Annotated in this window: 23 protein-coding genes; 7 read left to right on the top strand and 16 right to left on the bottom strand. The window is 71.1% G+C overall.

Annotated features, from left to right (window positions below; all coding sequences use genetic code 11):
* Positions 1 to 17: 17 nt before the first annotated feature.
* Both Pme01_RS20720 and Pme01_RS20715 read right to left on the bottom strand, forming a co-directional pair.
* Positions 18 to 1,064 carry a PhoH family protein gene (locus Pme01_RS20720; protein ID WP_239088362.1) on the bottom strand — a complete coding sequence of 349 codons (1,047 nt, stop codon included), beginning with the start codon at positions 1,062 to 1,064 and terminating at the stop codon, positions 18 to 20.
* Between the two features lie 206 nt (positions 1,065 to 1,270).
* The gene (locus tag Pme01_RS20715; RefSeq protein WP_239088361.1) at positions 1,271 to 1,618 is read right to left on the bottom strand and encodes a histidine triad nucleotide-binding protein; all 348 of its coding nucleotides are present in this window, start codon (positions 1,616 to 1,618) and stop codon (positions 1,271 to 1,273) included.
* An 83-nt stretch (positions 1,619 to 1,701) separates the two neighbouring features.
* On the opposite strand from Pme01_RS20715, the gene Pme01_RS20710 reads away from it, so the two are divergent.
* Entirely contained in the window at positions 1,702 to 2,682 is a 981-nt protein-coding gene (locus Pme01_RS20710) for a Vgb family protein (RefSeq protein ID WP_168117003.1), read from the top strand.
* 10 nt (positions 2,683 to 2,692) lie between these two features.
* Positions 2,693 to 3,430 (top strand): SDR family NAD(P)-dependent oxidoreductase, encoded by a 738-nt coding sequence (locus Pme01_RS20705; RefSeq protein WP_168117004.1) that lies wholly within the window; start codon positions 2,693 to 2,695, stop codon positions 3,428 to 3,430.
* A gap of 153 nt (positions 3,431 to 3,583) precedes the next feature.
* Here the strand turns inward: Pme01_RS20705 and Pme01_RS20700 are convergent, their stop codons facing one another.
* The 4 genes from Pme01_RS20700 to hrcA are packed head-to-tail and all read right to left on the bottom strand — an operon-like array spanning position 3,584 to position 6,912.
* Positions 3,584 to 3,949 carry a MerR family transcriptional regulator gene (locus Pme01_RS20700; protein ID WP_168117005.1) on the bottom strand — a complete coding sequence of 122 codons (366 nt, stop codon included), beginning with the start codon at positions 3,947 to 3,949 and terminating at the stop codon, positions 3,584 to 3,586.
* Positions 3,950 to 4,005: 56 nt separating this feature from the next.
* Positions 4,006 to 4,716, bottom strand: a complete 711-nt coding sequence (locus tag Pme01_RS20695; RefSeq protein WP_168117006.1) for a 16S rRNA (uracil(1498)-N(3))-methyltransferase — start codon at positions 4,714 to 4,716, stop codon at positions 4,006 to 4,008.
* 6 nt (positions 4,717 to 4,722) lie between these two features.
* Positions 4,723 to 5,853 (bottom strand): molecular chaperone DnaJ, encoded by a 1,131-nt coding sequence (dnaJ, locus tag Pme01_RS20690; protein ID WP_168117007.1) that lies wholly within the window; start codon positions 5,851 to 5,853, stop codon positions 4,723 to 4,725.
* A gap of 39 nt (positions 5,854 to 5,892) precedes the next feature.
* Complete coding sequence (hrcA, locus tag Pme01_RS20685) at positions 5,893 to 6,912, bottom strand: heat-inducible transcriptional repressor HrcA (protein ID WP_168117008.1); 1,020 nt, start codon at positions 6,910 to 6,912, stop codon at positions 5,893 to 5,895.
* A gap of 220 nt (positions 6,913 to 7,132) precedes the next feature.
* On the opposite strand from hrcA, the gene Pme01_RS20680 reads away from it, so the two are divergent.
* A complete protein-coding gene (locus Pme01_RS20680) occupies positions 7,133 to 7,627 on the top strand; it encodes a DUF4870 domain-containing protein (protein ID WP_168117009.1) in 495 nt (164 codons plus the stop codon).
* Between the two features lie 21 nt (positions 7,628 to 7,648).
* Here the strand turns inward: Pme01_RS20680 and hemW are convergent, their stop codons facing one another.
* Entirely contained in the window at positions 7,649 to 8,857 is a 1,209-nt protein-coding gene (hemW, locus tag Pme01_RS20675; protein WP_168117010.1) for a radical SAM family heme chaperone HemW, read from the bottom strand.
* 18 nt (positions 8,858 to 8,875) lie between these two features.
* On the opposite strand from hemW, the gene Pme01_RS20670 reads away from it, so the two are divergent.
* Both Pme01_RS20670 and Pme01_RS20665 read left to right on the top strand, forming a co-directional pair.
* Complete coding sequence (locus Pme01_RS20670; protein ID WP_168117011.1) at positions 8,876 to 9,658, top strand: enoyl-CoA hydratase-related protein; 783 nt, start codon at positions 8,876 to 8,878, stop codon at positions 9,656 to 9,658.
* Between the two features lie 60 nt (positions 9,659 to 9,718).
* A complete protein-coding gene (locus Pme01_RS20665; RefSeq protein ID WP_168117012.1) occupies positions 9,719 to 10,594 on the top strand; it encodes a hypothetical protein in 876 nt (291 codons plus the stop codon).
* A gap of 65 nt (positions 10,595 to 10,659) precedes the next feature.
* Here Pme01_RS20665 and Pme01_RS20660 read toward each other — a convergent pair whose 3' ends face one another.
* The 8 genes from Pme01_RS20660 to ettA form a co-directional block, all read right to left on the bottom strand.
* Positions 10,660 to 10,935 (bottom strand): GlsB/YeaQ/YmgE family stress response membrane protein, encoded by a 276-nt coding sequence (locus Pme01_RS20660; RefSeq protein ID WP_168117013.1) that lies wholly within the window; start codon positions 10,933 to 10,935, stop codon positions 10,660 to 10,662.
* Between the two features lie 60 nt (positions 10,936 to 10,995).
* Positions 10,996 to 11,415, bottom strand: coding sequence for an NUDIX hydrolase (locus Pme01_RS20655; RefSeq protein ID WP_275408548.1), 420 nt, complete (start codon positions 11,413 to 11,415; stop codon positions 10,996 to 10,998).
* A gap of 77 nt (positions 11,416 to 11,492) precedes the next feature.
* Positions 11,493 to 13,361 (bottom strand): translation elongation factor 4, encoded by a 1,869-nt coding sequence (gene lepA / locus Pme01_RS20650; protein ID WP_168117015.1) that lies wholly within the window; start codon positions 13,359 to 13,361, stop codon positions 11,493 to 11,495.
* Positions 13,362 to 13,540: 179 nt separating this feature from the next.
* Positions 13,541 to 14,062, bottom strand: coding sequence for a type III secretion system chaperone family protein (locus Pme01_RS20645; protein WP_168117016.1), 522 nt, complete (start codon positions 14,060 to 14,062; stop codon positions 13,541 to 13,543).
* A gap of 251 nt (positions 14,063 to 14,313) precedes the next feature.
* Entirely contained in the window at positions 14,314 to 14,979 is a 666-nt protein-coding gene (locus Pme01_RS20640; RefSeq protein WP_168117017.1) for a DUF8185 domain-containing protein, read from the bottom strand.
* Positions 14,976 to 15,383: an acyl-CoA thioesterase gene (locus Pme01_RS20635; protein WP_168117018.1), complete on the bottom strand. Its 408-nt coding sequence runs from the start codon at positions 15,381 to 15,383 to the stop codon at positions 14,976 to 14,978. Before Pme01_RS20635 ends, Pme01_RS20640 begins: the two co-directional genes overlap by 4 nt.
* 3 nt (positions 15,384 to 15,386) lie before the next feature.
* Positions 15,387 to 15,848, bottom strand: coding sequence for an acyl-CoA thioesterase (locus Pme01_RS20630; RefSeq protein WP_168117019.1), 462 nt, complete (start codon positions 15,846 to 15,848; stop codon positions 15,387 to 15,389).
* Positions 15,841 to 17,517: an energy-dependent translational throttle protein EttA gene (gene ettA, locus Pme01_RS20625; RefSeq protein ID WP_168117020.1), complete on the bottom strand. Its 1,677-nt coding sequence runs from the start codon at positions 17,515 to 17,517 to the stop codon at positions 15,841 to 15,843. Before ettA ends, Pme01_RS20630 begins: the two co-directional genes overlap by 8 nt.
* Before the next feature lie 265 nt (positions 17,518 to 17,782).
* On the opposite strand from ettA, the gene Pme01_RS20620 reads away from it, so the two are divergent.
* Both Pme01_RS20620 and otsB read left to right on the top strand, forming a co-directional pair.
* Positions 17,783 to 19,222: an alpha,alpha-trehalose-phosphate synthase (UDP-forming) gene (locus Pme01_RS20620; RefSeq protein WP_168117021.1), complete on the top strand. Its 1,440-nt coding sequence runs from the start codon at positions 17,783 to 17,785 to the stop codon at positions 19,220 to 19,222.
* Complete coding sequence (otsB, locus tag Pme01_RS20615) at positions 19,219 to 21,870, top strand: trehalose-phosphatase (protein WP_168117022.1); 2,652 nt, start codon at positions 19,219 to 19,221, stop codon at positions 21,868 to 21,870. Before Pme01_RS20620 ends, otsB begins: the two co-directional genes overlap by 4 nt.
* 66 nt (positions 21,871 to 21,936) lie before the next feature.
* Here the strand turns inward: otsB and cobA are convergent, their stop codons facing one another.
* Positions 21,937 to 23,148 carry a uroporphyrinogen-III C-methyltransferase gene (cobA, locus tag Pme01_RS20610; protein ID WP_168117023.1) on the bottom strand — a complete coding sequence of 404 codons (1,212 nt, stop codon included), beginning with the start codon at positions 23,146 to 23,148 and terminating at the stop codon, positions 21,937 to 21,939.
* Positions 23,149 to 23,185 lie beyond the last annotated feature (37 nt).

Here is a 23,185-nt window from a genome sequence, read left to right as displayed (position 1 = left end):
ACCTTCTGACGGAGGATTCAGTGCCGGCGGCCGGGACGGCTCTGGGCGGCGCGGTTGGGCACGGCGTGGACGCCGCCGTCGGGCTGCTGCGCGGCGTCGTAGCGTGCGTACGCGTCGACGATGTCGCTGACCAGGCGGTGACGTACGACGTCGGCGCTGCCCATCTGGGCGAAGTGCACATCCTCGAGCCCTTCGAGGATGTCGCGGACGACCCGCAGTCCGCTCTTGGTGCCGCCGGGCAGGTCGACCTGGGTGATGTCACCGGTGACCACGATCCTGGAGCCGAAGCCCAGCCGGGTCAGGAACATCTTCATCTGCTCGGGCGTGGTGTTCTGCGCCTCGTCCAGGATGATGAACGCGTCGTTGAGCGTGCGGCCCCGCATGTACGCCAGCGGCGCCACCTCGATCGTGCCCGCCTGCATCAGCCGCGGGATCGACTCGGGGTCGAGCATGTCGTGCAGCGCGTCGTAGAGCGGCCGTAGGTACGGGTCGATCTTCTCGTACAGCGTGCCCGGTAGGAAGCCGAGCCGCTCGCCGGCCTCCACCGCGGGCCGGGTGAGGATGATCCGGTTGACCTGCTTGGCCTGTAGCGCCTGGACGGCCTTCGCCATCGCCAGGTAGGTCTTGCCGGTACCTGCGGGGCCGATGCCGAAAACGATGGTGTGCTCGTCGATCGCGTCGACGTAGCGCTTCTGACCCAGGGTCTTCGGACGGATGGTACGGCCACGCCGGGACAGGATGTTGAGCGTGAGAACCTCGGCAGGACGCTCGGTCGTGCCCTCTTCGAGCATGCCGACGGTCCGCCTCACGGCGTCAGCGGTCAGTGTCTCGCCTTTCTCGATCAGTTCCAGCAGCTCCGCGAAGATGCGCTCGGCGAGCGCATTGTCTGCAGGGGCGCCCGTGATGGTGATCTCGTTTCCCCGCACGTGCACATCGCTTGCGACTGAGCGCTCAACCTGGCGGAGCAGTTCGTCACCCGCACCGAGTAACCGGACCATGGTGTGCGGATCCTCGACGGTGATCTTCGTCTGCGCCCGCAGGGGTTCGGCGTGTGCGCCGCTCATCGCGGGGGATGGAATCTGGGTCATGGGTCGGCCCGCGGGCCTGACGACACCTGCTTTCGCGTTCCGCGGCGCGCTCCTCGCCCGCCGGTACCCTCATAAGCTGTCTGGGTACTCCATCGTATCGGGCCATCTCCACGAGGGCTCACCCGATTTCCCCGATCCACACTTCTTCACGCTGCCGAGATAGGTGCGCCTGGTTTTCCGGCTCACATGCAGAGCATCGGCCCCAGTGGTGCGCCGCCGACCACGTGGGCATGTACGTGGGCCACCTCCTGGCCGCCGTACCCGCCGGTGTTGAAGATCGTCCGGTAGCCGTCGGCGGTCAGGCCGGCGGCCTCCGCCACCGCCCCGGCCGAGGCCAGCACCTGGCCGGCCAGGCCCGGATCTGCCGCCGCGAGCGCGGCCACATCCGGGAAGTGGGCCTTCGGGATGACAAGCACGTGTACGGGAGCCTTGGGCGTGATGTCGCGGAAGGCCAGCGTCGTATCGGTCTCGTGCACCACGTCGGCCGGGATCTCCCCGGCCGCGATCCGGCAGAACAGGCAGTCGGTCACACCTGATGGTATTAACCCGGCATTCCGGCCGCTCGGGTGACAGGGGGTTGTGGAGAGCGGGCCGCCCCCGGTAGGAACGTGCCGTGAAGCTCGGGCGGCCGTCATCGGCCGCGCTACTCGCCGCGATGCTCGCCGTCCTCGCGGCGTGCGCGCCGGCCGGCTCGGACGTCCGTCAGGCCGGCGCCGTCACGCCGCCGAGCGGATCAGCGCCGGCACCGGCGGGCACGATCGTCACCACGCTGCCGGTCGCCGACAAGGCCGTCACGATGGCGTACGACGGCCGGTACCTGTGGATCGGCAGCGACAGCGGCGCGGTCACCCAGGTCGACACCACGATCGGGCAGGTGATCCGCACGATCAAGGTCGGCGGCCGGCCCGGCGGCATCGCGGTCACCGGGGACGGCGTGTGGGTCGCCGACGGCGCCGCAGCCACGGTCACCCGCCTGGATTCGGGCACCGGCCAGGCCGGCGCGACGGTACGGGTCGGCGCCGGCCCGACCGGGTTGGCCCAGGTCGGCGGGGACCTGTGGGTGTTCAGCCGGTCCGAGCGCCGGGCCCGGGTACTCGACCCGCGCGCGGCGCGGACGACCCGTACCGTCGCGCTGCCCGGGTCCGGCGGTGCCCACCCGGCGGTCGCCGGCGGTGCGGTCTGGGTACCGGACCAGGACGGCGACGGCCGGTCGGTGTGGCGGATCGACCCGGTCTCGGGCCGGACGACCGCCCGGGTCGACACCGGCGGACGCCCGGCGGAGATCACGTTCGGCTTCGGTTCGGGGTGGGTCACCTCCTCCGAGGGGCTGACCCGGTTCGGCCCCGACGACGGCCGCACCCAGGCCCGGATCGCCGGCCTGGGCCGCCAGCTCGACGGCATCACGGTGACCCCGGACGCGGTCTGGGTCACCAGTACCGTCGACAACCGGCTCTCCCGGGTCGACCCGGTGACCAACCGGGTGGTCGCGTCGCTCGTCGTCTGTACCGGGCCCCGGCACCTCACCGTGGTGGGTGAGGACATCTGGGTCGTCTGCGGCGACACCGGCATGCTGGTGCGGGTCCACCCCGGGTAATTTGGCGCCGATGAGATCAGTACTTGTGACCGGCGGTTCCCGCGGCATCGGTCGGGCCGTCGTACGCGCCTTCGCCGCCTCCGGCGACCGGGTGGCGATCCACCACCGGGTCTCCGCCGACCTGGCCGAGGAGCTACGCGCCGAACTGCCCGGCAGCGGGCACGTGGTGGTGGCCGGCGACGTGTCCGACCCGGCGGCGGTCCAGCGCTTCGTCGACGAGGCCGCCGACGCGCTGGGCGGCCTCGACGTCGTGGTCAACAACGCCGCCGTGTTCCCCCGCCACCCGATCATGGAGACCTCGTACGAGGAGTGGCAGCAGGCCTGGCGGCGCACGATCGACGTCAACCTGGTCGGGCCGGCCAACGTGGCCTGGTGCGCGGTACGTCACATGCGCCCCGGCGGCCGCATCGTCAACGTGTCGTCGCGCGGCGCGTTCCGCGGCGAGCCCGGGCAGCCCGGGTACGGGGCGAGCAAGGCCGGCCTCAACTCGCTGACCCAGTCCCTCGCGCGGGCGCTGGGGCCGCACGGCATCGCGGTGACCGCCGTGGCGCCCGGCTTCGTCGAGACCGACATGAGCAACGAGCACCTCAAGTCGCCGCGCGGCGCCGAGATCCGGGCGGAGAGCCCGTTCAACCGGGTCGCGCAGCCCGACGAGATCGCGGCCGCGGTGCACTACCTCGCGTCGCCGGAGGCGGAGTGGGCCAGCGGCGCCGTCCTGGACCTGAACGGCGCGTCGTACCTGCGGTAGCCCTCTCACGATCGTGGACACGTGACGGGTGACAGGCCCGCCACGGGTCCAAGATTTGCCAGGGACCTAGCGCTCCAGCAGCGCGGCGATCTCCTTGTACTGGCCGGGCGTCAGCGGCCCGTGCCGCAGCGCGCCCACGTACTCCTCCACGATTCACGCGCTCCGCCGGCTCCGGTACCAATTGATCTTTTCGTCAACGACCCGAAGCGCCTGCCGCAGCTCGGCCATGCTCGCGAGCACCGCTTCCCGGTGCTCCTCGAGGATTCGCAGCCGCTCGTCCTCGGTGGCCTCACCGTCCCGCGCCAGCTCCGCGTAGCGGCGCATCTCGCGCACCGGCATGCCGGAGCGGCGCAGGCACGTGAGCACGCCGAGCCAGTTCAGGTGGTCGTCCCGGTACACCCGCTGGCCGCCGGTGGTACGCGGGACGTCGTCGATGAGGCCGATCCGCTCGTAGTAGCGCAGCGTGTCGATACTCACGCCGGTACGGGCGGCCGCCTCCTGAGGGGCGTACGTCGTCATGGGTAGAAGAGTGCAACCTGGAGTGCGCTCCAGGTCAACGTTTTTCGATGTGTCGGTTACCAGCGACCGAGGCGCACCGACAGCGCGGAGAGCGCGGAGACCCCCGCGGTCGAGGTACGCAGGACCTCCGGACCGAGCCGGACCGCCGCCGCGCCCGCCGCCTCCAGCGCGGTCAGCTCGTCGGGCGTGATGCCGCCCTCCGGCCCCACCACCAGGGTGACCTCACCGGCGTCGGGCAGCCGCACCCGCGACAGCGGGGTGGTCGCCTCCTCGTGCAGGACCAGGAGCGGGCCGGGCCGCCGCGCCAGCGCCGCCGTGGTCACCGGTTCGCACACCTCGGGCACCCACGGCCGGCGGGCCTGCTTCGCCGCCTCGCGCACGGTGGCCCGCCACTTCCGCAGCGGCCGGTCGTCCTTCCACCGGGCCACCGACCGGGCCGCCGCCCAGGGGATGATCGTGTCCACGCCGACCTCGGTCATCGCCTGTACGGCCAGCTCACCCCGGTCCCCCTTGGCGATGCCCTGCACCACGGCGAGCCGGGGCTCCGGCGGCGGAACGTACCCGCGGTCCGTGATCGTCAGGTCGAGCGCACCGCGGTCGACCGCGTTGACCACCGCGGTGGCGGTACCGCCCCGGCCGTCGCCGAGCAGCAACTCCTCGCCCACGCGCAGCCGCTGCACGGTCGCGGCGTGGTGGCCCTCCGGTCCGTCGAGCCGGAACTCGGCACCGTCCGGCAGGGCCTCGACGAGGAAGAGCGGCAGGCTCACCGGGGATCAGGCGTGGCCGTTGAAGGCGTCGCGCATGCGGGAGAAGAAGCCGCCCTGCTTGGTCAGTTCGGCCACCTCCTCGCCGCGGGTGCGGGCGAAGTCGCGCAGGATCTTCTCCTGGTCCGGGTCGAGCTTGGTCGGCGTACGCACGTCGAGGTGCACGAACAGGTCGCCCCGGCCGGTACCGCGCAGGTGCGGCACGCCCTTGCCCCGGATGCGCAGCGTCGAGCCGGGCTGGGTGCCGGCGCGGACGTCCACGTTCTCCTCGCCGTCGAGCGTCTTGATCGTCAGCCGGGTGCCCAGGGCGGCGGCGGTCATCGGCACGGTGACGCGGCAGTGCAGGTCGTCGCCCTTGCGCGAGTACACGTCGTGCGGCCGCTCGTGGATCTCCACGTACAGGTCGCCGGGAGGGCCACCGCCGGGGCCGACCTCACCCTGCTGGGCCAGGCGGATCCGCATGCCGTCCTCGACACCGGCCGGGATCTTGACCGTCAGCGTGCGCCGGGTACGGATGCGCCCGTCGCCGCCACAGGTCTGGCACGGGTGCGGGATCGTGGTGCCGTACCCCTGGCAGGTGGCGCAGGGACGGGCCGACACGACCTGGCCGAGGAACGTGCGCTGCACCGACTGCACCTCGCCCCGACCGCCGCACACGTCGCAGGTGGTGGGGTGGGTACCGGCGGCCGTCCCGGCGCCGGAGCAGGTCGTGCACAGCACGGCGGTGTCGACCGTGATCGGCGTCTCCACGCCGAACGCGGTCTCGTTCAGATCCAGTTCGAGGCGCAGGATCGCGTCCGCGCCGGGGCGCACCCGCGGGCGCGGGCCACGGGAGCCCGCGTTACCGAAGAACGCGTCCATGATGTCCTGGAAGCCGACGAACGGCCCGCCCGCACCGGGGCCGGGAGCGCCGCCGCCGGGCGCCAGCGGATCGCCGCCGAGGTCGACCATCTCCCGCTTCGCGGGGTCGGACAGCACCTCGTACGCCGCGCTGATCTCCTTGAACTTGTCCTGCGCCGCCGGGTCCGGGTTGACGTCAGGGTGGTACTCGCGCGCCAGCTTCCGGTAGGCGCGCTTGATCTCATCCGCGGAGGCGTCCCGACGTACGCCGAGGATCCCGTAGTAGTCCTTGTTGGCCACGTGCGTCCTTTTGCCCTCGCTCTGTTGCGCCCTGTTGTATCAGCTCTGTGCGAGCAGATCGCCTACGTAGCGTGCCACGGCACGCACGGTCGCGATCGTTCCGGGATAGTCCATGCGCGTCGGTCCCAGCACGCCCATGCCGCCCACCACAATCGTGCCCGGCCCGTATCCGGTGCTCACGACCGAGGTGGTCCGCAGGTCCTCGATCTCGTTCTCGTCGCCGATCAGGACCCGCGTCATGCTCGGCTCCACCTCGCCGAACAGCTTGAGCAGCACGACCTCCTCCTCGAGCGCCTCGAGGATGGGCCGCAGCGTGCCCTGGAAGTCCAGCAGCCCGCGCGCCAGGTTAGCGGTGCCGGCGAGCGCGATGCGCTCCTCCTTGCGCTCCACGAGCGTCTCCAGCAGCACGGTGGACAGGGCGGACATCGCCGGCCGGTGCACCGGTGCCACCTCGTCGAGCAACGCCTCGACCAGCGGCGGAGTGTCGGTAAGCGCGCACCCGGCGAGCTTCTCGTTGATCAGACGGCGCAGGTCTGCCACGTCGTCGGCGTCGAGCGTACCGGGTAGGTCGACGAGACGCTGGTCGACACGGCCGGTGTCGGCGATCATCACCAACATCAGTCGGGTGGTCGACAGTGGCACCAGCTCCAGGTGGCGCACCGTCGAGCGGGACAGGCTCGGGTACTGCACGATGGCGACCTGGCGGGTGAGCTGGGCCAGCAGTCGCACCGTGCGGTGGACCACGTCGTCGAGGTCGACGGCGTGGTCCATGAAGCGTTCGATGGCGCGGCGCTCGGCCGGCGACAGCGGCTTGACCCGGCTGAGTCGATCGACGAACAGCCGGTACCCCCGGTCGGTGGGCACCCGGCCGGCACTCGTGTGCGGCTGCCGGATGTACCCCTCCTCCTCCAGCACGGCCATGTCGTTGCGGACGGTGGCCGGCGAGACCCTGAGGTTGTGCCGCTCGACGAGCGCCTTGCTGCCCACCGGCTCCTGGGTCGCGACGTAGTCCTCGACGATGGCGCGGAGAACATCCAACTTACGATCGTCAAGAGCCAAGGCCGCACCTCCCGTCGGACTCGTCGCCGCCCCGACGGGCCGGCTGGCACTCCGCATAAGTGAGTGCCAGTCTAGCGCCGCCGATGACTCGATTGCGATGGCTCTTTTATACCAATAAAGGGCCAATAGAGCGTTTTACCATTAGCCGGCCGGTCAGCGTCACGCCACCCGTCCCCACCGCCGGTGGCAGGGCCGCAACGCCGGTCCTAGCGTGGGGAACATGACAGAGCCACCCCCGCCCGGGGACCGGCCACCGCCCCGGGACCGGGAGCCCCCGGACCGTCCGCCGCCCTGGGAACGCCCGCCGCCCGGTGGTCCCGGACCCGGGGGCCGCCACCACGGGTCGTCCGGCGACGAGGACCGGATCTGGGCTCTCGTCGCACACTTCGGCGGCGCGCTCCTCACCTTCGTCAGCGGCGCCACCCTCGGCTGGGTACCGCCGTTGATCGCCTACCTGGCCAAGGGGCGCGAGTCCCCCACGGTACGGGCGCACTCGCTGACCGCGCTGAACTTCTTCCTGCTCTGGTCGATGATCAGCGTCGCCGGCTGGTTCCTCGGCGCCTGCGGTTCGATCTTCGTGCTCGGCGCGATCTTCTACGGCGTGCCCCTCGTCGCGACCGCTGTCGGCACCATCTTCGGGGTCATCGCCGGGATCAAGGCCGCCGAGGGCGAGTTCTACACCTACCCGCTGTCCACCACGATCATCAGGCGCTGACTCCCCCGCGGTCGTAAAGGATCACGGAAGGAGATCCCGCACGACGGCGTCGGCGAGGAGCCGTCCGCGCAGGGTGAGCACCGCCCGGCCGGCCTCGAACGCGGGAGCCTCCAGCAGCCCGTCGTCGGCCGCCCGCCGCGCCGCCGCCCGGCCGGAGTCGTCCAGCGCGTCCAGGGGGAGCCCGGACGACAGGCGCACCCGCAGCATCACGTCCTCGGTGTGGCGCTCATCGGGGGTCAGCAGTTCCCGGGCCTGGGCCGGGGACCCGCCCCTGGCGAGGCGATCGGCGTACGCGGCCGGGTGCTTCACGTTCCACCAGCGCACTCCGCCCACGTGGCTGTGCGCGCCGGGGCCGAGCCCCCACCAGTCGCCGCCGGTCCAGTACAGGAGGTTGTGCCGGCACCGGGCGGCCTCGCTCCGGGCCCAGTTCGACACCTCGTACCAGCCGAAGCCGGCCGCGGACAGCGCCGCCTCGGCCGCCAGGTACCGGTCGGCGGCCACGTCCTCGTCCGGGTACGGCACCTCGCCCCGGCGCATCCGGGCGGCCAGCCGGGTGCCGTCCTCCACGATCAGGGCGTACGCGCTGACGTGGTCCACCCCGGCGTCCACCACGGCCCGGAGCGACGCGTCGAAGTCCTCGGCCGTCTCCCCCGGCGTGCTGTAGATCAGGTCCAGGTTGACGTGGTCGAAGCCGGCCTCGCGCGCCTCGATCGCGGCGGCCGCCGCCCGGCCCGGCGTGTGCCTGCGGTCCAGGATCCGCAGTACGTGCGGAGCCGCCGACTGCATCCCGAGCGAGATCCGGTTGTAGCCGGCCGCGCGGAGCGCCCGCAGCGACGCCGGGTCGACCGACTCGGGGTTCGCCTCGGTCGTGATCTCCGCGTCGGCGGCCAGCCCCCAGGTCTTGTCGATCGACTCCAGCACCCGGGCGAGTTCTCCGGTGTCCAACAGGGTCGGGGTACCGCCGCCGACGAAGACCGTGTCGACCGTGCGGCGCTCACCGAGGACCCGGTCGGCGAGCGCCAACTCGGCGAGGACCGCGTCGACGTACCCGTCGCGGACCACCCCTTCGCCGGGGGCGTACGTGTTGAAGTCGCAGTAGCCGCACCGGCTGGCGCAGAACGGGACGTGGACGTACACGCCGAAGCCAGCACGCTTCTCGGCCTTCAGTGCAAAATCGGGCAAAGTGCCGTCAACCGGCACCGGCTCGCCGTGTGGAAGTACCCCTGGCATGCCAACTAGTGTGCCCGCATGCCTCAGTTGGTCCGGTCCGACATCGCCCGGGGGGTCGCCACCCTCACGCTCGACAGCCCCTCCAACCGCAACGCGCTCTCGTCCGCGCTCATCGAGCAGCTGCTGTCCGCGCTGCGGGCCGCCGAGGACGACCCCGACGTACGGGCCGTCGTGCTGAGCCACACCGGCCCGGTCTTCTGCTCCGGGGCCGACCTGAAGGAGACCGCGGCCGCCCTGGCGGCCAGCGGCGGTGATCGAGCCACGCCCCCCGCCGGCCGGCTGGGCGAGGTCCTCGCGGCGATCTGGGAGAGCGCCAAGCCGGTGGTGGCCCGGGTGGCCGGGCCGGCCCGCGCGGGCGGCCTCGGGCTGATCGCGGCCACGGACATCGCGGTCTGCGCGGCCGACGCCACGTTCGCGTTCTCGGAGGTACGCATCGGAGTGATCCCCGCGGTCATCTCTGCCACGGTGCTGCCGCGGCTCGCGCCCCGGGCCGCGGCCGAGCTGTACCTGACGGGCAACACCTTCGACGGCGTACGGGCCGCCGAGATCGGCCTGGTCACCACGGCGGTACCCGCTGCCGACCTGGACGCCACGGTGGCCGGCTACACCGACGCGCTCGTCCGCGGGGCGCCCGGCGCGCTCGCCGGGGCCAAGGGGCTGCTGCGCCGGGGCGGTGACCTCCGCGCCGACGTCGAGGAGCTGACCGCGCTCTCGGTCCGCTACTTCGGCTCCCCCGAGGGCCTGGAGGGCGTACAGGCCTTCCGCGAGAAGCGCGACCCCGGATGGGTCCCGGTCGGTTAGCTCGCACCATCAGCGGGTACATCCCGCGCCCCGTAGGCTGGGCGCATCACATCGGTGGGGGTGACTGTGCGTATTCGGAGCGCGCTTGCGGCCGTAATGGTGCTCGCCGTTGCCGTCACGGCTGGAGTTCTCCTGTTCCTCGACCGGGTCGGCAAACACCTGACCCTGCGGTTACCGAACTCCCGGGCCTGTGTGGTCGACAGCGGTGGCAGCGGCGAGATCCTGCTCGACGCCGACCAGATGGCGAACGCCGCGACCGTCGCCGCCGTCGGGCTCAGCCGGCAGGTACCGCAGCGAGCGATCACCGTCGCGCTCGCCACCGTCTGGCAGGAGTCCAAGCTGCGCAACCTCAGCGGCGGCGACCGCGACTCGATCGGGCTGTTCCAGCAGCGCCCGAGTCAGGGCTGGGGTACCCCGGCGCAGATCAGCGACCCGAGGTACGCCTCGCGCACGTTCTACGACGAGCTGCTCAAGGTGGACGGCTGGGAGACCATGCGGGTCACGGACGCGGCCCAGGCGGTGCAGCGCAGCGCCCACCCGGAGGCGTACGAGAAGTGGGCCGACCGGGCCGAAGGGCTGGCCAAGGCGCTGACCGGGGACGCGGCCGGCGCGGTCGCCTGTACCGTCACCGGCGAGCCGGTGAAGCGTGGACCGACCGCCACCGACGCCCTCGCGGCCGAGCTGCGGCTGGACTGGGGTAACCGGACCAACCCGGTCACCGCCGGCGACCTGCCCGGCCTCGCGCTGCCCGTCACGGAGTCGCGCGCGGGCTGGCAGTACGCGCACTGGCTCGTCGCGTACGCCAGGGATCTGGGGGTCAAGCGGGTCCGCTTCACGGATCGGGAATGGACGGCGAAGGGCGGTTCCTGGTCGAAGATCACCGCCGACCCGTCCGACGGCGCCCGGGTCCTTGCCGAGGTCTACGGCTCCCCGTGACGGTCACCTGCGAAAAGACCCCGCCGGGAGTCCCGGCGGGGTCTTTTGCTAGCAGATGGCGGCGGTCAGACGGTGGTGCGGCGGCGACCGGCGATGCCGACGACCAGGGCAACACCGACGGCGGCGAGGACGACCTGGATCAGCAGCTCGATCCAGTCGATGCCCTTGGTGTTGCCGACGCCGATGGCGTTGGCGATCGCCGTGCCGATGAACGCGGCGATGACACCGATGACCATGGTCAGCCAGATCGGGATGTTCTGACGGCCCGGTACGACGAGACGGCCCAGCGCGCCGATGACAAGGCCGACGATGAGGGCGGTGATAATGCCGGTGATAGCCACTTTTACCTCCGGGGGGTGTTATTGCGCTGTCGCGCAAGTAATGCCCCGCCTCGAGGAGGATCAAACTCCCGGAAAACGTGAACAGACGGCGGCCCGGATCGCACGGTCCATCGACGAGAAGGCCAACGCCGGTGGATCCCGCAGCGGTAACCAGGCGAATTCCAGCGCTTCGACCGGATTGATCACGATCGGTCCGTCGACCACCCGGGCGAGCCAGAAGCAGTCCAGTACGGGCAGCGCCTCGCCCTGGTGGTCGTACCGGTCCAGGTACATGCCCAGGAAGGCGCCCAGCTCGACCGTGACGCCGAGCTCCTCGCGCGCCTCCCGTACCGCCGCGTCGACCGGGTGCTCCCAGCCGTCGCAGAAGCCGCTCGGCAGCTCCCACTGCCCGGCCTTCGGCTCCCGCGCCCGACGCAGGGCCAGGAAGCGGTCCGCGTCGACCACGACGACCCCGCCCGTCGGGCGCGGGTTGAGGTACAGCTCGTACCCGCAGGAGCCGCACGCCGTCGGTGGCGGCCCGGCCAGCGGGCCGCCACAGCGGGGACAGAACCGGACGGCTATTTCTTGGCGCCCTTGTCAGCGGGTGCGTCAGAGGTCGACAGCGCCGCGATGAAGGCCTCCTGGGGCACTTCGACCCGGCCGACCATCTTCATCCGCTTCTTGCCTTCCTTCTGCTTTTCCAGCAGCTTGCGCTTACGGGTGATGTCACCGCCGTAGCACTTGGAGAGCACGTCCTTGCGGATCGCCCGGATCGTCTCGCGGGCGATGACCCGGCTGCCGATCGCGGCCTGGATCGGCACCTCGAACTGCTGCCGAGGGATCAGCTTCTGCAGCTTCGAGGCGATGGTGACGCCGTAGTTGTACGCCTTGTCCTTGTGCACGATCGCGCTGAACGCGTCGACCGGTTCGCCGTGCAGGAGGATGTCCACCTTCACCAGATCGGACTCCTGCTCGCCGCTGGGCTCGTAGTCCAGCGAGGCGTACCCCTTGGTGCGGCTCTTGAGCTGGTCGAAGAAGTCGAAGATGATCTCGGCCAGCGGCAGGGTGTAGCGCAGCTCGACGCGGTCGGCCGACAGGTAGTCCATGCCCTGGAGCTGCCCGCGCCGGCCCTGGCACAGCTCCATGACGGCGCCGACGTAGTCGTTGGGGGTCAGCACGGTGGCCCGCACCACCGGCTCGTACACGGTGCCGATCTTGCCGGCGGGGTACTCGCTCGGGTTGGTGACGACGCGCTCGGCGCCGTCCTCCATGTCGACCCGGTAGACCACGTTCGGCGCGGTGGAGATGAGGTCGAGGCCGAACTCCCGCTCCAGCCGCTCCCGGATGATCTCCAGGTGCAGCAGGCCCAGGAACCCGCAGCGGAAGCCGAAGCCCAGCGCGGCGGAGGTCTCCGGCTCGTAGACCAGGGCGGCGTCGTTGAGCTTGAGCTTGTCGAGGGCGTCGCGCAGCAGCGGGTAGTCCGAGCCGTCGATCGGGTACAGCCCGGAGTAGACCATCGGCTTGGGGTCGGAGTACCCGCCCAGCGCCTCCGTGGCCGGCCTGGCGTTGATCGTGACGGTGTCGCCGACGCGGGACTGCCGGACGTCCTTCACACCGGTGATCAGGTAGCCCACCTCGCCGACGCCCAGCGCCGCCGACTTGATCGGCTCGGGCGAGATGACGCCGAGTTCGAGCAGCTCGTGCACGGCGCCGGTGGACATCATCTTGATCCGCTCGCGGGCCTCGATCCGGCCGTCGATCACCCTGATGTAGGTGATCACGCCACGGTAGACGTCGTAGACGGAGTCGAAGATCATGGCCCGGGCCGGGGCGTCCGCGTCGCCCTTCGGCGCCGGGATCTGCCGGACGATCTCGTCGAGGAGGTGCGCCACGCCCTCGCCGGTCTTGCCGGAGACCCGCAGGACGTCGCTCGGGTCGCAGCCGATCAGGTGCGCCAGCTCCTCGGCGTACTTCTCGGGCTGTGCCGCCGGCAGGTCGATCTTGTTCAGCACCGGGATGACGTGCAGGTCGTTCTCGAGCGCGAGGTACAGGTTCGCCAGCGTCTGGGCCTCGATGCCCTGTGCCGCGTCGACCAGCAGGACGGCACCCTCACAGGCGGCCAGGGACCGGGACACCTCGTACGTGAAGTCGACGTGGCCCGGGGTGTCGATCATGTTCAGGACGACCATCTCGCCGGCCTGCTCACCCTCGCGCACCTGCCACGGCATCCGCACGGCCTGGCTCTTGATCGTGATGCCGCGCTCGCGCTCGATGTCCATGCGGTCCAGGTACTGGGCGCGCATCTGCCGGGCATCGACCACCTCGGTGAGCTGCAGCATCCGGTCGGCAAGCGTCGACTTGCCGTGGTCGATGTGGGCGATGATGCAGAAGTTGCGGATGAGGTCCGGGGGTGTCGCCCCGGGCAGGAGGGCACCGGTCGGTGGCACTGTCGTCCGTTCATGGGTAGTCGGGCGCGTCTGTCGTCGGCCGACTCCTCGCTCGGAGGGGTCGGGCGTACTCCATCGTCCCACGCCGCCCGCGATGCCCGGTGCTCGCCGCCGGGGCCCGCCCCATACGCGACGATCTTGGACACATCAGCGTGATGCGTCCAAGATCGTGATGACGGTTACAGCAGCGCGCCCTCGTCGTGCAGCCAGTCCACGAAGCCGAGCGCCACCGCGGCGGCGCAGTCGACCAACTCGACGAGCAGCGCGTCGTGGGCCCCGGAGCCGAGGGGCACCTGCATCTCGGCGTAGATCGGCAACTGGCTGCGATCGGTCGGGTCCCCGACATAGGCCTTGCAGAACCGCCGGCTGTGGTTCCACTCGTTGACCACCCGGTACGACCGGTCCGCCCAGTCCGGCGGGACCGTCATGTGCGGGCGCGCCCGGATGACCAGGATCTCGTCGTCCGGCCCTTCCAGAGCGAACAGCACCGCGTGCCGCTCCCAGAGAGCTATCAACGTGCCACTACCGTCGGTGAGGTAGCGAATCTCCAGCTTGTCGAGCGTCTCGGCAACGCGCGCCAATGTCACCGTTGACACCGTTGCGGGCCGGTCGGCCGTGGCCGTGTTACCCGCCGTGCCGACTTCGGCCGAATCCTCTGTCCGCGTGCCGGTGTGACCAGCACGCTTCTGCCACCACGGCATCGATTCCGTGCTCCCTGCTCCCCGTGCGCCTCGCTCCCCTGCGAATCCACCACCGTTTTGTCAACACCCGCAACAGTGGTGGACCCGAGCCAAGACGGTACCCGTTCGGACGAGTTTCGGCAGCCCCGAACTGCGCCGGTACGGATGATCGGAGGGTTGGAACCTCATACTTTTGGATACGTGAATTGTAACGATCCGTTACACAGAATTTTCGTGCTGCTCATGTATCCAGCGTTTATTGAAATGCGTCGTCATGATGACGTAACAGATCGCTCATCGGTACGACGCACCTGAAGTCCCCGAGATGGTCGGTACCAACCGGTGCCGTACTCACCCGCAAGGCCTACCCATCCGCCGGCGGTCCGGACCCGGACGTCGCCGACGGCAGGGTCCGGTCCGAGGAACCCCATCCGCACGACGGCCTGAACGAGTCGCTGCGGCACCTCCACCCGACTGCCGTCGTCGGCGGTCACCACCACCGGCACATGATCGAGCAGCGCCTCGCGCAACGCCCGTTCACCGACGGCCCTACCGCGGACACCCTCGGCAGCTGCCTCGCGGAGCGTAGTCGCCGCCGCCGCCCCGATCCGGTGCACCTCCGCCACGGGCAACCGCTCGACGACCCGCCCCGCCCCCGGAGGCAGCGGCCAGAGCCACTGCGAGTCGTAGCGGACCGGCAGCTCGGCGCTGTCGGCATCGAACGCCCGGAGCAGGTCCGCCGCGCGTACCGTCACGTCGCCGGCGAGGTCGGCGGCGACCTGGCGGGTCACCAGGACCTCGAACGGCAGCCGGGCCCACAGCGCCAGCGCCCCGGCCCCCGCCGGGCGCAGCCGGACCAGGGCCGCCGCATCCAGCCGGACCAGGCGCGCGAGGTAGGCGCCGGCGTCCGGGACGCTCGCCGGGTCCAGCCAGCTCACGGCCTCTCCAGCCAGGGCGTGAGGTACGCGCGTTCGGCCTCCGAGAGCCGCCGCGGGCGGCCGGCGGAGAGGTCGAACGGTACGCACACCGACCGCGCCCGACTCGCCACCACATCATCGTCGAACAGCTCGTACGCGACGACGAAGCGGCTGGGCCGGATCTCTTCGAGCCACATGTCGATGCGGACCGGGCGTCCATAGTCCACCGGCCGCAGGTAGTCGACCTCGTGCCGGGAGATGACGACCCCCGCCTCCAGCGAGGTGAGGCCGGCCTCGCGGGCGCCCTTGAACATCAGCTCGACCCGGGCCTCCTCGTACAGGGTGAGGAAGCGGGCGTTGTTGACGTGCCCGAACGCGTCCATGTCCGACCAGCGGAGCGCGCAGTGGTACGTGAACCGCGCCATCGTCTACCCGCCGTCGGTGAAGCGCTGCCAGTACGCCCGCTCGTCGTCGTCGAGCGGGCGGGCCTTGTTGCCGGCGTAGGAGTAGGCAACCAGGACGCACTCGCAGTGCGCGACGACCACGTCCCCGTCGTACATCCGCTGGCTCAGCGTCCACGACGACCGGCCGATGGCCGTCACCGAGGTCTCCACCCGCAGCACGAGCCCCGGCCGGAACACGACCGGGGCGGCGTAGTCGACCGCGACCCGCGCGGCGATGCAGCCCCGGTCGCCGGCCGAGCCGGGCACGCCGGTGGGCGCCCCGGCCAGCAGCATCATCCGGGCGTCCTCGAAGTACGACAGGTAGCGGGCGTGGTTGACGTGCCCCAACTGGTCCGGGTCGGACCAGCGCACCTGCGCGAGGAACTCCGCCCTCCCGGCCGGCGGCGCCGGTCGGGAGGGCGGAGCCAGCTCGGCCCGCTCAGTCACGGGTGAGCTTGCGGTAGGTGACCCGGTGCGGACGGGCGGCGTCCGCCCCGAGGCGCTCGATCTTGTTCTTCTCGTACGCCTCGAAGTTGCCCTCGAACCAGTACCACTTGGACGGGCTCTCCTCGTCGCCCTCCCACGCCAGGATGTGGGTGGCGACGCGGTCGAGGAACATCCGGTCGTGGGAGATGACCACGGCGCAGCCGGGGAAGTCCAGCAGCGCGTTCTCCAGCGACGACAGCGTCTCGACGTCGAGGTCGTTGGTCGGCTCGTCGAGCAGCAGCAGGTTGCCGCCCATCTTCAGGGTCAGCGCCAGGTTGAGCCGGTTGCGCTCACCGCCGGACAGCACGCCGGTCGGCTTCTGCTGGTCGGGCCCCTTGAAGCCGAACGCCGCGACGTAGGCGCGCGAGGGCATCTCGACCTTGCCCACCATCAGGTGGTCCAGGCCGTCGGAGACGACCTCCCAGACCGTCTTCTTGGGGTCCAGGCCGGACCGGTTCTGGTCGACGTACGAGATGTTCACGGTCTCGCCGACGCGGACCTCGCCGTCGGTGGGCTGCTCCAGCCCGACCAGGGTCTTGAACAGAGTCGTCTTTCCGACACCGTTCGGGCCGATGATGCCGACGATGCCGTTGCGCGGCAGCGAGAACGACAGGCCGTCGATCAGGATCCGGTCGCCGAAGCCCTTCGTGAGCTTGTCGGACTCGATGACCAGGTTGCCCAGGCGCGGGCCCGGCGGGATCTGGATCTCCTCGAAGTCCAGCTTGCGGGTGTTCTCCGCCTCGGCGGCCATCTCCTCGTACCGGTCGAGCCGGGCCCGGGACTTGGTCTGGCGGGCCTTGGCGTTGGAGCGCACCCACTGGAGCTCGTCCTCGAGGCGCTTCTTCATCTTGGCGTCCTTGCGCCCCTCGACGGCCAGCCGGGCGGCCTTCTTCTCCAGGTACGTGGAGTAGTTGCCCTCGTAGCCGTGCACGCGACCACGGTCGACCTCGGCGATCCAGTCGGCGACGTGGTCGAGGAAGTACCGGTCGTGGGTGACCGCCAGGATGGTGCCCGGGTACTTGGCCAGGTGCTGCTCCAGCCAGAGCACGCTCTCGGCGTCGAGGTGGTTGGTGGGCTCGTCGAGCAGCAGCAGGTCGGGCTGCTCCAGCAGCAGCTTGCAGAGCGCGACCCGACGGCGCTCGCCGCCGGAGAGCACGTTGACGGGGGCGTCCGGCGGCGGGCAGCGCAGGGCGTCCATCGCCAGCTCGAGCTTGGAGTCGATGTCCCACGCGTCGGCGTGGTCCAGCTCCTCCTGGAGGCGGCCCATCTCGTCCATCAGCTCGTCGGAGTAGTCGGTGGCCATCTGCTCGGCGATCTGGTTGAAGCGGTTCAGCTTCGCCTTGGTCTCCGCGACCGCCAGCTCGATGTTCTCGAGCACGGTCTTGGAGTCGTCGAGCTTGGGCTCCTGGGCGAGCATCCCGCTGGTGTAGCCGGGCATCAGGCGGGCCTCGCCGTTGCTGAGGGTGTCCTCGCCTGCCATGATCCGCAGCAGACTGGACTTGCCGGCGCCGTTCGGACCCACCACACCGATCTTCGCGCCGGGCAGGAAATTGAGGGTCACGTTGTCGAGCACGACCTTGTCGCCGTGCGCCTTGCGTGCCTTTTCCAGCACGTAGATGAACTGGGCCACAGTGCGCCCTACCTCCGTAGAGATCGTGGTTGTCGCGGACGTACCGCGCAATGATGACGTTTAGCCCCGGCCACCGTCGCGCCCAATCTTTCCAGGCGGTTCGGGCGCCGCGCACATCACCCTGCTTCGCGGGGGTGGGCGGCGGGCTTACCGGGCTTCTGCATTGTTCAACCGGGCCCGCACCGGCGTTATTTCGGCCCCGCGCCCCGCCGGGACGCACCTGCACCCGGAGAAGATCTCGTCTTCAGTAGGCTGGTTGGTCGAGATGGGCTCGTCCGTGGGAAGGGGATCGACCGTGGGCCGAAGCTCCTTCGTCGTGGTGGCCAACCGGCTGCCGGTCGACCAGGTCAACACACCGCAGGGGCGCCAGTGGCGGCGCAGCCCCGGCGGTCTGGTGACCGCGCTGCAGCCGGTACTCGCCGCCCGGCGGGGCACCTGGATCGGCTGGACCGGGGCGGCCTCCAAGCCGGGTGAGCCTCCGATCGAGCCCTTCGAGATCGAGGACATGATCCTGCGGGCGGTGCCGCTGTCGCCCGAGGAGATCGAGCTGTACTACGAGGGATTCTGCAACTCCAGCCTGTGGCCGCTCTACCACGACGCCGTGGAGACCCCGGTCTACCAGCGCAGCTGGTGGGAGGCGTACCGGCGGGTCAACGAGCGCTTCGCGGACGCCGCCGCCGAGGAGGCCGCCGAGGGCGGGGTGGTGTGGGTACAGGACTACCAGCTCCAGCTCGTACCCGCGATGCTCCGCGCCCGCCGCCCGGACCTGCGCATCGGCTTCTTCCTCCACATCCCATTCCCGCCGATCGAGCTGTTCGCCCAGTTGCCGCGCCGGACCGAGGTGCTGCGCGGGCTGCTCGGCGCCGACCTCGTCGGCTTCCAGCAACCCCTCGCCGCCCAGAACTTCCTCCGGCTGACCCGCCACCTGCTCGGGCTGCGACCCCGCGGCGACAGCGTCGAGGTGGACGGGCGCCAGGTCACCGCCTCGGCGTTCCCGATCTCCATCGACGTGGCCGAGATCGAGAATCTGGTCGCCACGCCGCACATCCGGCAGCGCGCCGCCGAGATCCGCCACGAGCTGGGCGACCCGAAGACCATCCTGCTCGGTGTCGACCGGCTCGACTACACGAAGGGCATCGAGCAACGGCTCACGGCCTTCCAGGAACTGCTCGCCGACGGTACGGTGAGCGTCCCGGACGCGGTCATGGTCCAGGTCGCCACCCCGAGCCGGGAGCGCGTCGAGCACTACCAGGCCCTGCGGGTCAAGGTCGAGCGCGAGGTGGGTCGGATCAACGGCGACTACGGCCGGGTGGGTGTGCCCGCGGTCCACTACCTGCACCAGTCGTACAGTCGCAGTGAGTTGGCCGCGCTCTACTGCGCGGCCGATGTCATGATGGTGACGCCACTTCGCGACGGGATGAACCTGGTGGCAAAAGAGTACGTGGCTGCACGGGCCGATCTCGGCGGAGCGTTGGTACTCTCCGAGTTCGCCGGCGCGTCCGCCGAGCTGCGCCAGGCGTTTCTGGTCAACCCACACGACCTCGACGGGCTCAAGGACGCGCTGGTACGCGCCATCAACGTCGACCCGATTGAGGCCAACAGGCGGATGCGGGCGATGCGGCGTCACCTCCGGACCCACGACGTCCGCGCGTGGGCTCGCTCGTTCCTGACCTCCCTCGGCGTACTGGACACGATGACGACATGAACGCTCCTACCGACGGCGACGGTGCTGGCACGTCAGTCGCAAACCACCCGGCCGGGCCGGGCGACCCGGCCGGCCCGGCCGAAGCACTCGACGCGGAGCTACGCGCGGCGTGCGCGCGGGTGGCCCGGGTACCGACGCTGCTGGTCGCCTGCGACTACGACGGGACCCTCGCCCCGATCGTGGAGGACCCGACCCGCGCCGTACCCCTGCCGGAGGCGGTGGCCGCGCTGCGGGCGCTCGCCGCCCTGCCGCAGACGACCGTCGCGGTGATCTCCGGTCGGGCCCTGCGCGACCTGGCCGCCCTCTCCCGCCTGCCCAGCGAGGTCCACCTCGTCGGCAGCCACGGCTCCGAGTTCGACGTCGGCTTCGTCGACGCGCTCGCCCCGGACCTTCAGCAGTTACGCGGCGAACTGGTCGAGACGCTCTCCGGCCTGGTCCGTCGCCGACCCGGCGTCCGCCTGGAGGTCAAGCCGGCCAGCGTGGCGGTGCACTTGCGCAGCGCGGAGCCCGAGGTCAGCCGGCTCGTACTGGAGTCGATCCGGACCGGCCCGGCGACCTGGCCCGGGGTCAACGTGACCCAGGGCAAGGAGGTCATCGAACTCTCGGTGATCACGACCAACAAGGGCCTCGCGGTCGACGCGCTGCGCACCCAACTGTCGGCCAGCGCGGTGGTGTTCCTCGGCGACGACGTGACCGACGAGTTCGCGTTCGCCCAGCTCCACGGCCCGGACCTGGGCATCAAGGTCGGGGCGGGCGAGAGTCGGGCGCACCACCACGTCTCCGGCCCGGTCGACGCGGTCCGGCTGTTGGGGCTGCTCCTGCACTACCGCCGGCAGTGGCTGTTCGGCGAGCGGTCGGTGCCGATCGAGCGCCACTCGATGCTGGCCAACGGGCGCACCGTGGCGCTGGTGACCCCGGACGCCCGGGTGAGCTGGCTGTGCCACCCGCGGCCGGACTCGTCGGCGCTCTTCGCGGACCTGCTCGGCGGCCCGACCGCCGGGCACTTCACGGTCACGCCGGAGCGCGGCGGCCTGCCGCTGGGCCAGCGGTACCTGCCCGGCACCATGACGGTCGAGACCCGCTGGTCGGGGCTGACGATCACGGACTGGCTGGACACCCACCCGACCGACGGGGACGTCGACGGGCACGCGCTGAACGTGTCCGACAACCAGGGCACCGCGCTGATCCGGGTGCTGACCGGCACCGCCCGCGCCAAGGTCGAGTTCGCCCCGCGGCCCGAGTTCGGTCAGCTGCCGATCCGGCTGCAGCCGCTCGGCGACGGGCTGCTCGTCCTCGGCTCCAGCGAGCCGATCGCGCTGTACTCCCCCGGCATCGAGTGGGACATCGTGGCCGACGGCGGCAACGAGGTGGCCCGGGCGACCGTGGACCTGTCCGCGATCGGCGGCTCGACCGTACTGGAGCTGCGGCTGGGCACGGCCAACCTGGACCCGCACCCGGTCGACGCCGACAAGCGCCAGGTGATCGCCGAGCAGGACTCCCAGGAGTGGGCGAGCGAGCTGCGGTTACCCATCCGGGCCCGCGAGGCGGTCCTGCGCAGCGCGCTGACCCTGCGTGGCCTGTGCCACCAGCCGACCGGCGCGATCCTGGCGGCCGCGACCTCGTCGCTGCCCGAGGAGCTGGGTGGCGTCCGCAACTGGGACTACCGGTACTGCTGGCTGCGCGACGCGGCGATGACCGCGCGGGTCCTGGTCGACCTCGGCTCGGTCGAGGAGGCCGACAAGCTGCTCGGCTGGACGATGCGCGTGATCGAGTCCACCGGCGGGCACCCGGAGCGACTGCACCCGCTGTACGCCGTCGACGGCAACGAACTGGGCGCCGAGGCGGTCATCGACACGCTGCCCGGCTACGCCGGCTCCCGCCCGGTACGCGTCGGCAACGCCGCCAACCGGCAGGTCCAGCTCGACGTGTTCGGGCCGGTCGCCGACCTGATCGCGGCCGTCGTCGACCACCGGGGGCTGCGGGCCGACGACATCGCGGTCATGGGCGCCATGGTCGAGGCCGTCGAGCGGCGCTGGCACGAGCCCGACCACGGCCTGTGGGAGGCCCGGCTGCCACCTCGCCACCACGTGTACTCCAAGGTCATGTGTTGGCTGACCGTCGACCGGGCGATCCACCTGGGCGAGAAGCACGGCATGCCGATCAAGCCCGGGTGGCGCGAGCTGCGCGACACGATCGCGCAGAACGTGCTCGCCCACGGCTGGCACGACGAGGTCGGCGCGTACACGGTGGCCTACGGCGACCGGGACCTGGACGCCTCGTCGCTGTGGATCGGCCTGTCCGGGCTGCTCGCCGACGACGACCCGCGGTTCCTGTCGACCGTCCTGGCGATCGAGGCCGAGCTGCGCAGCGGCGCGACGGTCTACCGGTACCTGTGGGACGACGGCCTGCCCGGCCGGGAGGGCGGCTTCCACATCTGCACCGCCTGGCTGATCGAGGCGTACCTGCGCACCGGGCGCACCACCGAGGCCGAGGAGCTGTTCGAGCAGATGCTCGACTGCGCCGGGCCGACCGGGCTGCTGCCGGAGCAGTACGACCCGGAGGCCGAGCGTGGCCTGGGCAACCACCCCCAGGCGTACAGCCACCTGGGCCTGATCCGCTGCGCCCTGCTGCTGGACCAGGCGCGTTAGCGCCTGGCCCCGCTTCCCATGATCACGGAGAGTTCGTGCTGCTACGGCGACATGAACTCTCCGTGATCACACGGAAAGGGGTGGCAACGCCTCCACGACGTCGCCGAGGACCACGATCGCGGGGGGCCGCAGCCCCGCCTCGGCCACCTGCCCGGCGATCGTGTCCAGGCGACCCCGCACCACCCGCTGGGTCCCGGTCGTACCCTCCTGCACCACCGCCGCGGGCGTGGCCGCCGGCTTGCCGTGCGCAAGCAGGGTCTCCACGATCGCCGGTAGGTTCTTCAGGCCCATCAGCACACAGACCGTGCCGCGCAGCCGGGCCAGCGCCGGCCAGTCGACCAGCGACTGCGGATGATCCGGCGGTACGTGCCCGGAGACGACGACCAGCTCGTGGGCCACTCCCCGATGGGTCACCGGGATGCCGGCTGCCGCCGGGGCGGCCAGGGCGCTGGTCACGCCGGGTACCACGGTCACCGGGATGCCCGCGTCCGCGCAGGCGATCAGCTCCTCGCCGCCGCGACCGAACAGGTACGGGTCGCCGCCCTTGAGCCGGACGACGAACTTCCCCTCCTTGGCCCGCTCGACCAGGACCCGGTTGATCTCCTCCTGGGTACGCGACGGCCCGTACGGGATCTTCGACGCGTCGACCAGCTCGACCTCGGGGCGCAGCTCGTCCAGGAGCAGGCCCGGTACCAGCCGGTCGGCGACCACGACGTCGGCGGCGGCGAGCAGGCGCCGGCCCCGTACGGTGATCAGCTCGGGGTCGCCGGGGCCGCTCCCCACCAGCGCGACGGAGCCGGTCGTCGCCGGCACAGCGGGATCCAGCGTGCCGTCAGCCAAACCGGCCCGGATTCCGTCCCGGATCGCCATCGCCCGGCGCGGGTCCCCGCCGCCGAGCACCGCCACGGTGACCGGACCGTGCCGGGTCACCGCCGGGGTCCAGGCCGTCGCGGCGTGGCGGTCGTCGGCGCGTACGCAGAACACCCGCCGCTCGCGCGCCGCCTCGCTCACGGACTCGGCCGCCGTCGGGTCGTCCACGGCGACCTGTACCAGCCAGACGCCGTCCACGTCGCCGGGCTCGAACGTGCGGGCCTGCCACTCGATCCGGCCGGCGGTGGCGAGGTCGTGCAGGGCCGGGGTGAGCTCCGGCGCCACCAGCACCACCTCGGCGCCGGCCGCCAGCAGCGCCGGCACCCGCCGGGTCGCCACCGCCCCGCCGCCCACGACGAGAACCCGCAGCCCCTCCAGGCGCAGCCCGATCGGGTACAGCTCGCTCACGCAACTCCTCCGGTAGTTCTCCACGATCCTGGCACGG

This window comes from Planosporangium mesophilum, from assembly GCF_016863255.1.
Classification (GTDB): domain Bacteria; phylum Actinomycetota; class Actinomycetes; order Mycobacteriales; family Micromonosporaceae; genus Planosporangium; species Planosporangium mesophilum.
The sequence above is the reverse complement of the archived record's forward strand: the minus strand, read 5'-3'. Positions and strand labels throughout refer to the sequence as shown.

Coding starts and splice junctions, on each gene's coding strand:
- Pme01_RS20720 (WP_239088362.1), bottom strand. CDS start 1,064: ATGAGCGGCGCACACGCCGAACCCCTGCGGGCGCAGACGAAGATCACC.
- Pme01_RS20705 (WP_168117004.1), top strand. CDS start 2,693: ATGAGATCAGTACTTGTGACCGGCGGTTCCCGCGGCATCGGTCGGGCC.
- Pme01_RS20700 (WP_168117005.1), bottom strand. CDS start 3,949: ATGACGACGTACGCCCCTCAGGAGGCGGCCGCCCGTACCGGCGTGAGT.
- Pme01_RS20680 (WP_168117009.1), top strand. CDS start 7,133: ATGACAGAGCCACCCCCGCCCGGGGACCGGCCACCGCCCCGGGACCGG.
- hemW (WP_168117010.1), bottom strand. CDS start 8,857: ATGCCAGGGGTACTTCCACACGGCGAGCCGGTGCCGGTTGACGGCACT.
- Pme01_RS20670 (WP_168117011.1), top strand. CDS start 8,876: ATGCCTCAGTTGGTCCGGTCCGACATCGCCCGGGGGGTCGCCACCCTC.
- Pme01_RS20645 (WP_168117016.1), bottom strand. CDS start 14,062: ATGCCGTGGTGGCAGAAGCGTGCTGGTCACACCGGCACGCGGACAGAG.
- Pme01_RS20635 (WP_168117018.1), bottom strand. CDS start 15,383: ATGGCGCGGTTCACGTACCACTGCGCGCTCCGCTGGTCGGACATGGAC.
- Pme01_RS20620 (WP_168117021.1), top strand. CDS start 17,783: ATGGGCTCGTCCGTGGGAAGGGGATCGACCGTGGGCCGAAGCTCCTTC.
- otsB (WP_168117022.1), top strand. CDS start 19,219: ATGAACGCTCCTACCGACGGCGACGGTGCTGGCACGTCAGTCGCAAAC.